Origin of the sequence: Micromonospora narathiwatensis, from assembly GCF_900089605.1 — a bacterium.
GTDB lineage: Bacteria > Actinomycetota > Actinomycetes > Mycobacteriales > Micromonosporaceae > Micromonospora > Micromonospora narathiwatensis.
The window spans coordinates 1,414,119-1,428,193 of the sequence record NZ_LT594324.1 but is presented as its reverse complement, the minus strand read 5'-3'; the positions used below and the strand labels follow the sequence as shown (position 1 = coordinate 1,428,193).

11 protein-coding genes are annotated in these 14,075 nt (G+C 72.7%); 6 read left to right on the top strand and 5 right to left on the bottom strand.

Annotation, left to right across the window (positions count from 1 at the left end; all coding sequences use genetic code 11):
- Positions 1-320: 320 nt before the first annotated feature.
- Positions 321-2,087, bottom strand: a complete 1,767-nt coding sequence (locus GA0070621_RS06335; RefSeq protein ID WP_091192301.1) for a thiamine pyrophosphate-binding protein — start codon at positions 2,085-2,087, stop codon at positions 321-323.
- On the bottom strand, positions 2,080-3,204 hold the full coding sequence (locus GA0070621_RS06330) for a baeRF2 domain-containing protein (RefSeq protein ID WP_091192299.1): 1,125 nt from the start codon (positions 3,202-3,204) through the stop codon (positions 2,080-2,082). Before GA0070621_RS06330 ends, GA0070621_RS06335 begins: the two co-directional genes overlap by 8 nt.
- Before the next feature lie 140 nt (positions 3,205-3,344).
- Between GA0070621_RS06330 and GA0070621_RS06325 the strand changes: the two genes are divergently transcribed.
- Complete coding sequence (locus tag GA0070621_RS06325) at positions 3,345-3,881, top strand: hypothetical protein (RefSeq protein ID WP_197673992.1); 537 nt, start codon at positions 3,345-3,347, stop codon at positions 3,879-3,881.
- Between the two features lie 73 nt (positions 3,882-3,954).
- Here GA0070621_RS06325 and GA0070621_RS06320 read toward each other — a convergent pair whose 3' ends face one another.
- Entirely contained in the window at positions 3,955-4,293 is a 339-nt protein-coding gene (locus GA0070621_RS06320; protein ID WP_091192297.1) for a DUF3817 domain-containing protein, read from the bottom strand.
- Positions 4,294-4,476: 183 nt separating this feature from the next.
- On the opposite strand from GA0070621_RS06320, the gene GA0070621_RS06315 reads away from it, so the two are divergent.
- Positions 4,477-5,955 (top strand): glutamate--cysteine ligase family protein, encoded by a 1,479-nt coding sequence (locus GA0070621_RS06315; RefSeq protein ID WP_091192296.1) that lies wholly within the window; start codon positions 4,477-4,479, stop codon positions 5,953-5,955.
- Between the two features lie 46 nt (positions 5,956-6,001).
- Here GA0070621_RS06315 and GA0070621_RS06310 read toward each other — a convergent pair whose 3' ends face one another.
- On the bottom strand, positions 6,002-7,048 hold the full coding sequence (locus GA0070621_RS06310) for a DUF3459 domain-containing protein (RefSeq protein WP_091192294.1): 1,047 nt from the start codon (positions 7,046-7,048) through the stop codon (positions 6,002-6,004).
- 350 nt (positions 7,049-7,398) lie between these two features.
- On the opposite strand from GA0070621_RS06310, the gene GA0070621_RS06305 reads away from it, so the two are divergent.
- From GA0070621_RS06305 to GA0070621_RS06290, 4 genes are all read left to right on the top strand, one after another.
- The gene (locus GA0070621_RS06305) at positions 7,399-8,796 is read left to right on the top strand and encodes a glycosyltransferase family 4 protein (RefSeq protein WP_091192293.1); all 1,398 of its coding nucleotides are present in this window, start codon (positions 7,399-7,401) and stop codon (positions 8,794-8,796) included.
- A gap of 150 nt (positions 8,797-8,946) precedes the next feature.
- Positions 8,947-9,603 (top strand): response regulator transcription factor, encoded by a 657-nt coding sequence (locus GA0070621_RS06300; RefSeq protein ID WP_091192292.1) that lies wholly within the window; start codon positions 8,947-8,949, stop codon positions 9,601-9,603.
- Between the two features lie 125 nt (positions 9,604-9,728).
- Positions 9,729-11,846, top strand: coding sequence for a M14 family zinc carboxypeptidase (locus GA0070621_RS06295; RefSeq protein ID WP_091192291.1), 2,118 nt, complete (start codon positions 9,729-9,731; stop codon positions 11,844-11,846).
- Positions 11,847-11,926: 80 nt separating this feature from the next.
- Positions 11,927-12,628 (top strand): fasciclin domain-containing protein, encoded by a 702-nt coding sequence (locus GA0070621_RS06290; RefSeq protein ID WP_091192290.1) that lies wholly within the window; start codon positions 11,927-11,929, stop codon positions 12,626-12,628.
- Positions 12,629-12,699: 71 nt separating this feature from the next.
- On the opposite strand, the gene GA0070621_RS06285 is transcribed toward GA0070621_RS06290, so the two are convergent.
- The gene (locus GA0070621_RS06285; protein WP_091192289.1) at positions 12,700-13,983 is read right to left on the bottom strand and encodes a citrate synthase; all 1,284 of its coding nucleotides are present in this window, start codon (positions 13,981-13,983) and stop codon (positions 12,700-12,702) included.
- Positions 13,984-14,075: the final 92 nt, after the last annotated feature.

The following is a 14,075-nucleotide window of genomic DNA, read 5'->3' as shown; positions in this document are numbered from 1 at the left end:
GCCCGACTTCCCGTCCCTATGGGGCCTAAACGGGCATCACCCCACGGGCCGGTCCAATCCTCGGGTGTCCCGCAGCAGGGTCCGAGCCGCGCACCGAACCCAGGCACGTCGAGGGCACCGTGGCCCGCCGCCCAGGGCGGGAACCGGAGTGCGGGACGGGTTTCGGCCGTACCGGGACGGCGGGCCGGCACGCCGGTAGGCGACGGGCGGGGGACCGCCGGAGAGCCGGCACGGTGTCCGGTGCCGGCTGTCGAGCTGATGGCACGAACGAATCGGCGGAGCCCCGTCGGGGGGCGCCGCCGAGCGGGACGGCGGTCCCGCTACCTGAGGTCCTCCGCCTCCACCGTCATCCGGGTGTCCAGCATCCGATCCCGGACGCGGCGCGCGGCGTCCCCGTCGGCGACGAGGCCGCGCAGGTCGGCCAAGGCCGGCTCCGGCGACTCCAACGGCACCGCCGGGTCGACCACGGCCTCCAGCACGCTGGGTCGGTCGGCGGCGAGGACCTCGTCCCAGGCGGGACCGACCAGCTCGGGGCGGTCCACCCGGACGCCGTGCAGGCCGAGCAGCCGGGCCCAGCCGGCGTACGGCACGTCGGGTCGACGGTCGCCGAGGGCACCGAAGGGACCCCGCCCGTCACCGCCCGCACCGGAGTGGTCCCGGTTGTTGAGCACCAGCACGACCAGCCGTGGGTCCCGCCACCGCCGCCAGTGGTGCGCCACGGTGATCAGCTCGGCCAGGCCGTTGAACTGCATCGCCCCGTCGCCCAGCAGCGCGAGCACCGGCTCGTCGGGTCGGGCCAGTTTGGCGGCCAACGCGTACGGCAGGGCGCAGCCCATCGAGCCGAGCGTGCCGCAGAGCTGGGCCCGGACGCCCGGAGGCAGTTCCAGGTGCCGGGCGTACCAGTAGATGACCGACCCGACGTCGACGGCGACGGCTCCCCGGTGCGGCAGCCGGGCGGACAGCTCCTGGAGCACGCGCTGCGGGTTGATCGGCTCGGCCGGCGCGGCGGCCCGCTCGGCGGCGGTCTGCCGCCACCGGTCCACCGCGCTCTCCACGACGCCCCGCCACCGCTGGTTGGGTCGGGCCGGCACCCGGGCCAGCAGCGCCCGCAGCGTCTCGGTGGCGTCGCCGACCAGCGGGACGTCGACCGGGTAGCGGGTGCCGATCCGTCGGCCGTCGATGTCGACCTGGACGGTCCGTACCTGGCCGGGCAGCGGAAACCAGTCGGTCCACGGGTCGTTCGTGCCCACCAGCAGCAGGGTGTCGCACCCGCCCATCAGTTGGGCGGCGGCGGTGGTGCCGACCTCGCCGAGCACGCCGGTGTGGAAGGGCAGCCGCTCGTCGAGCACGGGCTTGCCGAGCAACGAGGTGGCCACGCCCGCGCCCAGCCGGTCGGCCAGCGCGACGATCTCAGCGGCCGCGTCGTGCGCGCCCTGGCCGACCAGGATCGCCACCCGCCGGCCGGTGGTGAGCAGCGAGGCGGCGGCGTCCAGGTCGGCGTCGTGCGGCAGCACCCGGGCCAGCGGCCCCCCGGGAACGCCCGACATCACGCCGGCGGCCTGCGGTTGCAGGTCCGGCACGGTGGCCACCTGCAACGCGTGCGGCAGCACCACGCAGGTCGGGCTCCGGGTCGCCGTGGCGGTACGGAATGCCTGGTCCAGCAGGGCCGGCACCTGTCCGGGCAGCCGCCCGTACCGGACGAACTGGTGGCAGACGTCGCCGAAGAGCCGGCTCAGCCCGATCTCCTCGTACGCCCCGCCGAGCGGGCCGGTGACGTCCTCGCCGACGATCGCCACCACCGGTTTGCTGTCCAGCTTGGCGTCGTAGAGGCCGTCGAGCAGGTGCACCGCGCCCGGGCCCTGGGTGGCCAGGCAGACGCCGACCTCGGCGGTGAACTTGGCATGGCCGGAGGCCATGAAGGCCGCGGACTCCTCGTGCCGGGCCGGGATGAACTCCGGGTCCCCACCGGCGGCGTCCAGCGCGGCCACCACGGGGGCGATCGCCGCGCCCGGAGAGCCGAAGACCCGGGGTACGTGCCAGGCGCGCAGTCGCTCGACGACCAGGTCCGCGACCGTACGGTCAGCCATTTCCCCGCCCGGGCGTGCTCGCGTCGACGTAACGCAGCACCGCGCCGACCCCGTCGGTGAGTTCCGGTGCCTCCTCGGGCGCGAGCACGGTGAGTTCCGCGTCGGTGCCGACCAGCGCGCGCAGCAGCGCGGCGTCGGCGCGGACCCGTTGCGGGTCGGCCACCGACATCGCCTCCAGCTGCCGCGGGTCGGTGGCGATCTCGGTCGGCTCGGGGCCGATCCAGAGTTCGCCGTCCGCGGAGGGGTCGTCCACGATCAGCATGGTGTCCACCTGGTTGCGTTGCAGGGCGGCGACCACCGCGTCGAGGCCCGCCCCGACGTCCTCCTGCATGCCGAACCGGTCCAGCGCGGCGGCTATCCGCTTGTCGGCGACCTCGGCGATGGTCTGCACCGTGAGGTCGTCCATGGCGGCCGGGTCGGCGCCGCCGGTCCGGGCGCCGGCGTCGGTGCGGACGAGGACGTCCTGCCAGCGCTCCGGCAGCTGGGCCGCGATCATGCCGGTGGCCCGGATGTCCCCGGCCGCCACCACCACGTCCGCGCCGACCTTGTCGGCCAGCTCGGCGGTGGCCGCGGCGGCGTCCCCGGCGTTGTGGTGCCAGGCCTCCATCGCGGCGCGCTGGTAGCGCGACTGCGACCAGCCGCCCGGCTTCACCCGGCGTAGCTGGTAGCTCTCCCGCCCCTTGACGTGCGCCCGCCGGGGCACCCCGCCGGCGCTGACGGCGACGGCGTCCGCCCCCGTCCGGTCGGCCAGCACCCGGACCCAGGCGACCTGCTCGCCCCGCTGGGCGACCAGTGGCATGGTGTGCGGCACCAGGGCCCAGGTGGCCAGGTCCCGCAGTGGTGGCGCGGACAGGTACTCGGTGAGCACCACCCGACCCCGGGTGGCGAACACGGCCAGGCCGTAGTCGCCGGGCATCGGGTCGTGCCGCCGGACGACCTCCTCGACCGTGTCGACGGTCACCGGGTCGGCGCCCTGCTCCAGCAGGTGCCCCTTCAGGGCCCGCCAGCGCAGGTCGACCGCGGGACGGGAGTCGTGGGTGTCCCGGGAGGCGTCCAGGTACACCGAGCACCACGGCCCGGGACGGTCGTAGAGCGGACGCAGGAAGGACAGCTGCATGCTCGACCCCTTTCCAGCTCGGCCGCACGCATACCCGCGCCACCGGGGATGTCACCTGAGCCGCCGGCCGCGTGACCAAGTTCATTCACGTCCTTCAACCTCCAGAGCCGCTACCATCAGTGAACGGAACCGGACTCTCGGTGGTGACCATGGATAATGACCTCCACATCCGGCGCGTCGTCCACCCGACCGAGCGGATCGTCACCGGACGGCTGCTCCGCTTCATGGAGGGCTACCCGCGCGAGGTGCGGGTCGGCCAGCCGGTGCTCCTCGCGGTGCTGACCGCCGCCGGCGTGGTACGGCTGCTGACCCGGGTGCTGCGCAGCGGCGGCGGGGGCGGCGGGCGCCGCTTCAAGGAGCTGAAGAAGGGCCCCGAGTACCTGGTCACCCCGGTACGCCTGCGCGACACCGCGGACCGGCTGCTGGAGGTGGAACTGCACGGCCACCTGCCGCAGAGCGCGCTGCACCCCGGCGACCACGTGCAGCTCACCCTGCGCCCCCAGCGGGACGCCGACCTGCCGCAGCGGATCGAGCGGATCGTCAACCTCACCACCGGTCAACTGCTGACCCCGCGTACCGCCACGGTCTGGTCGCACCTGGGCCCGCCGCTGCTGCTCCAGGCCGCGCTCGGCGTGCTGCTGGTGCTCGGCGTCGCCGCCTGCTCGGCGCTCACCTGAGTTTCCGCGCCCAGCCGAACCTCCGCGCCGGCCCGGGGTCGGCCGGCGCGTCGAGCCCGGCCCGCCGGGTGGGTCAGCCCACCGGGTTGAGCGGACGCGCGGCCCGCGCCGGCTCGCCGAGCAGGCCGCGCCGGCGGGCCCAGCGCTCGAAGAACACCGTGGCGAAGGGCGGCACCGCGCAGACCAGCGCGACCGCCGTGTGCGCCAGGGACCAGCGCCGCTGTCGGGCCACCACGAGCACGAGGATCCCGTACGCTACGAAGAGCGCGCCGTGGACGGGCCCGAACACGTGCACGCCGATCTCGTCGCGCGGCGGGCCGTACTTGACCGCCATGCTGGCCAGCAGGGCCGCCCAGGAGCCGGCCTCGGCGATCGCCGCCGCCACGAACAGCCGGACCATCTTCTCGCGCATCAGCCACTCCTCCCACCCTCGGCGGCCATGCTAGCCAGCCGGCCCGGCCGGACCGCGACACACGCGCCGGACGCGGCGGGGATCACGCTGCCCGCGATCGGGTAGTTAACGGTCCTTCGGGTCTTCCCCGCCCCGCCGTCCCGTGCGAGGTTAGGAGGAGCCAACGGTGACAGGGTGGTGACCATGGGCGAGGATGTGGGAGCGCGCACCTTCAGCCGCGAGGATCGGGCCCGCTACCGGGAGAAGGTCCACCGCTGCCTCGACGTCTTCGCCGAGATGCTGCGCGAGTCCCGCTTCGACGTGGACCGGCCGATGACCGGGCTGGAGATCGAGCTCAACCTGGTCGACGAGGACTCCCAGCCGGCGATGCGCAACTCGGACGTGCTGGCGGCGGTCGCCGACCCCAGCTTCCAGACCGAGCTGGGCCAGTTCAACGTGGAGATCAACGTGGCCCCGCGCCGGCTCGCCGGCACCGGCACCGCGCAGTTCGAGGAGAACGTGCGGGCCAGCCTCAACGCCGCCGAGGAGAAGGCCCGTACGGTCGACGCGCACATGGTGATGATCGGCATCCTGCCGACCCTGCGACCCGAGCACCTGACCGCCGCCACCCTCTCGGCGAACCCGCGCTACACGTTGCTCAACGAACAGATCTTCGCCGCCCGCGGCGAGGACCTGCGGATCGCGATCAGCGGGGTGGAGCGGCTGGCCGTCACCGCGGACACCATCACCCCGGAGGCGGCCTGCACCAGCACCCAGTTCCACCTGCAGGTCAACCCCGCCCAGTTCGCCGACTACTGGAACGCCGCCCAGGCCATCGCCGGCGTCCAGGTCGCGCTCGGCGCGAACTCGCCGCTGCTGTTCGGCCGGGAGCTGTGGCGGGAGACCCGGGTGCCGCTGTTCCAGCAGGCCACCGACACCCGCTCCGAGGAGATCAAGGCCCAGGGGGTACGCCCCCGGGTCTGGTTCGGGGAACGCTGGATCACGAGCGTGTTCGACCTGTTCGAGGAGAACGTGCGCTACTTCCCCGCGCTGCTCCCGGTCTGTGACCCGGAGGATCCGGCCGAGGCCCTGGCCAGCGGCGGCGTACCCAAGCTCGCCGAGTTGCGCCTGCACAACGGCACCGTCTACCGGTGGAACCGCCCCGTGTACGACGTGCTGAAGGGACGCCCGCACCTGCGGGTGGAGAACCGCGTGCTGCCGGCCGGCCCGACCGTGCTGGACACCGTCGCAAACGGGGCCTTCTACTTCGGGCTGGTCCGCGCGCTGGCCGAATCCGACCGGCCGCTCTGGTCGCAGATGTCGTTCAGCGCGGCCGAGGAGAACTTCACCAGCTGTGCCCGGCACGGCATCGACGCCCAGGTGTTCTGGCCGGGGCTGGGCTACCTGCCGGCGACCGAGCTGGTGCTGCGCCGGCTGCTGCCGCTGGCCCACCAGGGGCTCGACCGGTGGGGCCTCGACCCGGGCGAGCGGGACCGGCTGCTCGGCATCGTCGAGCAGCGCTGCCTGACCGGCCGCAACGGCGCGACCTGGCAGGTGGAGACGCTGCACCGGCTGGAGTCGACCGACCAGCTGGACCGCCCGGCGGCGCTGCGCGAGGTGATGCGCCACTACGTGGACCTGATGCACAGCAACCGCCCGGTCCACGAGTGGCCGATCCCCTGACCGCCCCCGCCCGTCCGGAGGAAGCCGGCAGCCGGCCGTCCGGCGGTCAGAGCGCGACGATCGCCGCCGACTCGGGCGGCAGCTCGATCCCGTCGCGCATCACGGTGACGCCGGTCGCGGTGGCCAGCAGCACGTTGCGGACCCGGCCGGGCAGGTTGATCCGCTGCGGCTTGCCGGCCAGGTTCGCCACCACCAGGCACTCGCCCCGGCGCATCAGCAGGAACTGGTCGCCGTGCCGCACGTCGATCCGGTTCAGCCGTGGGTCGGACAGGTCGGGTCGGCTCCTGCGCAGGGCGATCAGCCGCCGGTGGAGGTCGTACATCTCGCGGTGCTCGGGCTTGTCCAGCTCGGCCCAGTCCAGCCGGGACCGAACCAGGGTCCCCCGGTCGGGCGTCGCTCCCGCCGGCCAGCCGCGCCCGACGAGCTGCCGCGGCGTGCTGGCCGCCCACTCCTCCCCCATGAACAGCGTCGGGGTGAGCGGCGCGGTCATCAGCAGGGTGGCGCCGACGCGCAGCAGGCCGGCGGAGAGCGGCTGGGCGGCCCGGTCCCCGGTGAGCAGGGTGGGCAGGGCGGGTTGCGCCGGACCGTTCAGGTCGGGCTCGGCGATCAGCGACAGCGGCCGGCCCAGGTGAACGGCGAGCGACTCGACCGCCGCCGTCAACTCGTCCACGAGCCGGGAACCCGGCGCGGCGGGTACGCCGTCCAGCCGGAGCCCGTCGACGTGGTAGTCGCGCAGCCACCCGAGCACGCCGTCGACGAAGCGGCGGCGTACCCGGGGCCCGAAGTGGTGGTAGGCGACGTCGAGGATCATCCCCAGCCCCTTGGCGTGGGCCGCGTCGACCAGCCGCTTGAGACCGTCCGGCCCGCCGTCCGGCTGGGGCGGGGCGTACCGGGCGACCCCGTCGTAGGCGTTGACCGGCAGCAGCTCGACCAGGTCGACGCCGAGGTCGACGAGGTGGTCGAGGTGGCCGATGGCCGCGTCGAAGGTGCCCTCCGGGGTGAAGGCGCCGACGTGCAGCTCGTAGCGGATGCTGCCGGGCAGGCGACGCCGGACCGGGGCGGCTTCGGGCGCCCACACCGTGAACTCGGTCATGCGGCAGCCTCCACGGAATCGGTGGGAGCCAGCGGGGCGACGGGACAGGTCCTCGACAGATCATGAAGGAGCAGCTCAGACCCACTGTAGACCCGACCGGTGCACATGTCCCTGACACGATGACCGGAAATCGTCAGCGGCGTTCGCCGCACCTGGGGCCCGGCGCGAACTTCGGGTGTCGTCCATCACGATCGCCCGTTTCACCATGGCGGATTCGCGCGGGATGGCCTTTCCTGGATGTCGGACGTGTGCGCCCGCCCGTCCGTCCGGCCCATCGGCCACCCCCACCCCGCGCTTCCCTCGCCGCCAGTGTCGCCGGCGCGGATCAGCATGCATGGACGGAGATTGATGTGACCCTCCTGCGGGTCGGCGAGCAGCCCGCCACCGCGACCGACCGGACCCACCGGCCCACCCTCCCCTCCCACCCCACGATCCCCCGGCCGGCCGGCGGGCCGTCCCGGCCGCGCCGCATCCTGATGTTGTCGTGGGAGTACCCGCCCGTACTCGTCGGCGGCCTCGGCCGCCACGTGCACGCCCTCTCCGTCGCCCTGGCCACCGCCGGCCACGAGGTCACCGTCATCACCCGACACACCGACGGCGCACCCCTCGAGGAATACGCCGACGGCGTACGCATCCTCCGCGCCCCCGAAGACCCCGTCCGCTTCCCCCTGACCACCAACTCCCTGCTCCCCTGGACCATGGCCTTCAACCACACCCTCACCCGCACCGCCCTCCGCGCCACCCAAACCAGCCACTACGACGTCATCCACGCCCACGACTGGCTCGTCGCCCACACCGCGATCACCCTGGCCCAACACCTCGACATCCCACTCGTCACCACCATCCACGCCACCGAAGCCGGCCGACACCAGGGCTGGCTCCCCGAGGAGATGAACCGCACCATCCACGGCGTCGAACACTGGCTGGCCAGCGAGTCCGGCCGGGTGATCGTCTGCTCCGGATACATGCGCGACGAGGTGACCGCGCTGTTCGACGTCCCGGCCGGGCGGGTCGACGTGGTCCCCAACGGGGTCGAGCCGCACCGTTGGCGGGTGCCGGCGGCGGCGGTGGACGCCGCCCGGGCCCGCTTCGGCGGCGACGGCCCACTGGTCGCCTTCGCCGGCCGACTGGTCTACGAGAAGGGCGTACAGCACCTGCTCGCCGGGCTGCCGGCGCTGCGCGAGCGGCACCCGGGGCTGCGTGCGGTGATCGTCGGCGACGGGCCGTACCGGTCGGTCCTGGAGACCGAGGTGCAGCGGCTCGGCCTGGCCGGCGCGGTGAGCCTGCCCGGCTTCCTCGGCGGCACCGACCTGCCCGCGGTGATCGCCGCCGCGGACTGCTTCGCCGTGCCGAGCATCTACGAGCCGTTCGGCATGGTGGCCCTGGAGGGCGCCGCCGCCGGCGCGCCCCTCGCGGTGACGCGGACCGGCGGGCTCGCCGAGATCGTCGAGCCGGGCGTCACCGGGATGACCTTCGCCCCGCAGGACCCGGACGGGTTGACCGAGGCGGTGCACGCGCTGCTGTCGGACCGGGAAGGGGCCCGCGCCCTCGCCCGCCGTGCCCGCGCCATGGTCCACGAGCGGTACGCCTGGTCGGCCATCGCCTCCCGCACCGCCGCCACGTACGCGTCCGCCATCGCCAGGGACGCCGCGTTCACCGCGGAGCGGGCCGAACTGCGGATGGCCGTCGGCAACGCCCTGCCCCCGGTGCCGGACGGCAACCTGCTCGCCGGAGCCGGCCTACGCTGACGGTGCGGCGGCGGCCCGGCCGCAGAGATCACCGAGACGGGCAGAGGCGCGTCGTCGTGCGGTCACGATCTTGCGTCCGGGCTGGTCACGGCCGGTGCCCATCGGACAGACTCGCGTGGACCTGTCGGGACGACGGCCGAGGAGACGCGGGTGCGGGTGCTGATGGTGGAGGACGACCTACGAGTCGCGTCCGCGCTGGGCGCCGCGCTGCGCCGCCGGGGTTACACGGTCATCCCGGCCACGACCGTGGCGGAGGCGGCCACGGCGGGACCCGTCGACCTCGTGCTGCTCGACCTCAACCTGCCCGACCGGGACGGCCTGGAGTTGTGCCGGCAGATCCGCCGGGAGAACGAGGATGTCGCCATCATCGCGGTGACCGCCCGGTCCGAGGAGCGGGACCGGGTGGCGGGGCTGCGGGCGGGCGCCGACGACTACGTGGTGAAGCCGTTCTCCATGGCGGAGTTGCAGGCCCGGATCGAGGCGGTGCTGCGCCGGACGGCCCGTGCCGCGCGGGCCGAGACGGCGCTGGAGGTCGGCGACCTGCGGGTCGATCTCAACGCCCGGCGGGTCTGGCTCTCCGGCCGGGAGGTGAGCCTGACCCGCAAGGAGTTCGACCTGCTGATGGCGTTGGCCCGGCAGGCGGGCACGGTGGTGTCCCGCGAGCGGTTGCTGATGGACATCTGGCAGACCACGTGGAAGGCCGGACACACCCTCGACGTGCACGTCGCGGCCCTGCGCGGCAAGCTCGCGGACGCCGGCCTGGTGGAGACCGTACGCGGGGTGGGCTACCGGCTACGGCCGAGCTAGCCGGCGGCCGTGGGATTCCCATCGATTCTCAGATCATCCTCAAGAAATCTCGGACGCTCGCTCGTGGACGGGACGGCTGGCGTGTGCTGTCCGCACCGTGTCATCCCACCTGTTCTGGAGCATCCATGAGAGACAGACGGACGACCATCTTCTCCGTCCTGCTCGCCGCCACCCTCGCGGCAGCGGTCGCGCCCGCGCCCGCCTACGCCGAACCGGCCGGCGTCGCCGCCCAGGCCGAACCGAACCAGGTACAGAACCTGTCGGTCGTGCAGGGTGACGGCTACGCCACCCTCGCCTGGACGCCGGTCGACGGCGCCACCGACTACCAGATCGAGCGCACCCCGATCGCCGACGACGGGTCGGCGACCGGCGCTGCCGTGATCACCGGCGTCTGGCGGCCGAACCGCCAGATCAACAACGAGTCGCCGACCTTCGCCGACTCGGGATTCAACCCGGGCGTCCGGTTCCAGTGGCGGGTTCGCGCCCGCTTCGGGACCACCGCGCAGCCGTACTCGGAGCCGATCTCCGGCGCCACCTCGGCCCCCTGGGGCGACCCGAACGTGCCGGGCGAGAACCTGCGTACCCAGTGGGAGACCACCCTGGCGGCGCAGTACACGAGCGACGTCAACGAGTACGCCTACACCGAGGCGCTCGCGGCGGCCAGCGACCGGGTCCGGGTGACCGAGATCGGCAGGACCGTGCTCGGCCGGCCGATCAACATGTTCGTCCTCGGCTACCCGAAGCCGGCGGCCACCGCGGCGGCCGTGGCGGCCACCTCGCCGCTGCTGATCAACTGCAACGTGCACGGCAACGAGCCCGGTGACCGGGAAGCCTGCCTGATCATGGCGCGCCAGCTGGCCTTCAGCAACGACGCCCGCACCATCGACCTGCTGTCGCACACCACCGTGCTGATCGTGCCGACGATCAACGGCGACGGCCGGGCGGCCAACACCCGGGGCAACTCGACCGGGCAGGACCTGAACCGGGACTACTCGCTGATCCGCCAGCCGGAGAACGCCGCGTTCGTGCGGATGCTGCGCGACTACCACCCGGTGGCCAGCTACGACGGGCACGAGTTCGGCAACGCCAACGCCGGTGACCTGCCCATGCTGCCGCCGCGGCACCAGAACGTGGCCCAGTCGATCTTCGACGAGTCGCAGCACATGATCGAGGGCCACATGTACACCCAGGGCGCCAAGGACGGCTGGTGGCCGTGCCCGTACGGGTGTTCCGGCGGCGGGGCCGTGGGCCTGAGCGAGGAGACGATCCTCCGTAACACGGCCGGGCTCAAGAACGTCGTCAACTCGCTGCTGGAGCTGCGCAGCTCCGGCGGCACCACCCGCCCGGACGAGGGCAACACGGCGAACAACCGGCGGCGTAAGACCTTCTCCGGGCTGTGGACGTTCAACCAGTTCCTCGACTACCACCGGGCGAACCTGAACGCGATCACCACGGCGCGGGCCGAGGCGATCAAGTTCCAGGTGTCGAACACCGGCCGGATCGTCTTCCGCGGGTCCCGCCCGATCCCGGCCCACCCGGCCCCGCACCCGGGCGAGGCTCCGCCGCCGATCGACGCCCCGGGCGCCAACCAGATCCTCGACAACGCGCCGTGCGCGTACAAGCTCACCGAGGAGCAGTACAACGGGGCCCGTACCGACGGCCCGGCCGGCCTGCGCACCACCGTCGCGGAGCGGCTCGCCTCGCACGGCTGGCAGGTCGTCAAGACCGCCGACGGGTACGTCGTGCCGCTGACCCAGCCGGAGCGGGGCCTGATCCCGCTGCTGCTCGACGGGCAGGGCGCCGAGAACCTGGTGGCCGGCGAGCGGGTGTACCCGACCCTGACCGGCAAGCACAACGGCAAGCTGACCGTCTCCGGCTTCGCCTGCCTGCAGGACGTCACGGTAACCGGCCCGGTCCGGGTCCAGCCGGGCGCCACGCTGGTCGCGACCGGCTCGTCGTTCACCGGCCCGGTGGACGCCAACGGCGCCGCGGGTGTCTTCCTGACCAACAGCACGTTCGACGGCCCGGTCCGGATCACGGAGACCGCCGGCCCGGTGGTCGTCGTCGATGCCAAGGTGACCGGCCCGGTCGAGGTGTCGAACAACCGCGGCGGCGCGCCCCTGGTGGCGGCCAACACGGTTACCGGCCCGCTGCAGTGCGCCGGTAACGCCGCGGCTCCGTTCAACCTCGAGGTGGCCAACTCGGTGCAGGGTCCGAAGAGCGGCCAGTGCGCCGGTCTGTAACCCGCTGAACGTCGTACCGGCTGGGCCGGCCTTCGGGCCGGTCCGGCCGGTACGGCCAAATTTGACCTGGAGAAGACGCAGTGGACCAGTTCGTCACCGCACCATCCCGTCTTCGTCGGCCGGGCCGTCCCGGTGCACGACGCCGGCTGGCCGCGCTCGCCGCGGTGGGCCTGTCCCTGACGCTTGCCGGCACGGGCTGCTCCGACGGCGGGTCGGAGAGCCGCGCGGCCGCAGCGGCCGGCGGTGCGGGCGCGCCCGCGGCGGTCGCCATCCAGGGGCCGCTGTGTGACGCGCTGCCCACGGGCACCGAGCCGGGCAACCCGGCATCGCTGACCAAGGAGCCCCCCGAGGCGGCCCTGCAGTGGATTCCCGTCCTCACCACGTTCGAGTCGGCGGTACGGGCCGCCGGCCTGGCGAACGAGCTGCACCGCGCGTCCGGGGTGACCATTCTCGCCCCCAGCGACGACGCGTTCGAGGCGCAGTTCTCCGAGGACGACGTGGACAAGCTCTTCATCGCCGAGAAGGACAAGCTGCGCGACCTGCTCCGCGAGCACCTCGTCGCCGGATCGCTGTCGCTGGCCGACCTGGAGGCCGCCGGCGAGGTCACCACGCTCGCCGGTTCGAAGATCAGGGTCACCGGCGGCGGGACGACCGCCCGGCTGGCCGACAAGGCCGACACCGTCTGCGCCGACTACCGGGCCGCCGACGCCCGCATCCACATCATCAACCGGGTGCTCGGCAACCTGCCCGTCACCGGAGGCACGGGCCACAAGAGCCACTGACCCGCACACCTCGTACGCGAGAAGGCCGCCGGCCCCGTGCGGGGTCGGCGGCCTTCGTCGTCAGCCGGAGGTCAGCGCTCGGCGGCGGGGACGTAGTCCCGTTCGGCGTAGCCGGTGTAGATCTGCCGCGGACGGCCGATCTTGGTCTCCGGGTCGTTGATCATCTCGCGCCACTGGGCGATCCAGCCGGGCAGCCGGCCCAGCGCGAACAGCACCGTGAACATCTTGGTCGGGAAGCCCATGGCCTTGTAGATCAGGCCGGTGTAGAAGTCCACGTTCGGGTAGAGCCGCCGGGAGACGAAGAAGTCGTCGGCGAGGGCGATCTCCTCCAACTGCACCGCGAGGTCCAGCAACGGGTCCGGCTTGGCCATCCGGCCGAGCACGTCCTGGGCCGCCTTCTTCACGATCGCGGCGCGCGGGTCGTAGTTCTTGTAGACCCGGTGGCCGAAGCCCATCAGCTTCACGCCGGCCTGCTTGTCCTTCACCTTCTGCACGAAGGAGCGGACGTCGCCGCCGTCGGCCTGGATCCCCTGGAGCATCTCCAGCACGGCCTGGTTGGCCCCGCCGTGCAGCGGGCCGAACAGCGCGTTCACCCCGGCCGACACCGAGGCGAAGAGGTTGGCGTTGCTGGAGCCGACCAGGCGCACGGTCGAGGTGGAGCAGTTCTGCTCGTGGTCGGCGTGCAGGATGAACAGCATGTCCAGCACCCGGGCCACCACCGGGTCGACCTCGTACGGCTCGGCCGGCACGCCGAAGGTCATCCGCAGGAAGTTCTCGACGTAGCCCAGCGAGTTGTCCGGGTACAGCAGCGGCTGGCCGATCGACTTCTTGTACGCGTACGAGGCGATGGTGGGGACCTTCGCCATCAGCCGCACCGTGGACATCTCCACGTGCTCGGAGTCGAACGGGTCCAGGCTGTCCTGGTAGAAGGTCGAGATCGCGCTGACCGCCGAGGAGAGCACGGCCATCGGGTGCGCGTCGCGCGGGAAGCCGTCGAAGAAGCGGCGCATCTCCTCGTGCAGCAGGGAGTGCCGCCGGATCCGCTCGCTGAACTCGGTCAGCTGCTGCTGGGTCGGCAGCTCGCCGTAGATCAGCAGGTACGAGACCTCCAGGAAGGAGGACTTCTCGGCCAGCTGCTCGATCGGGTAGCCCCGATACCGCAGAATGCCCGCGTCACCGTCGATGTAGGTGATCGCGGACGAGCAGGACGCGGTGTTCACGAAACCGGGGTCGTAGGTCGTCATCCCGGTTTCCTTGAGCAGGGTGCCCACCTTGATTCCGCCGGGGCCCTCGACCGCGGACTGCACCGGCATCGACAGCTGGCCACCAGGGTGGTCGAGCTTGACTTCCGTCATCTGTTCCTCGCTTCGCCGGCAAGATCTTCGTTGAGTTGCCTTCGCTTTTACCGTACTTACGGTCTGGAGGACACCGCTCGTGGTGGTTCGGT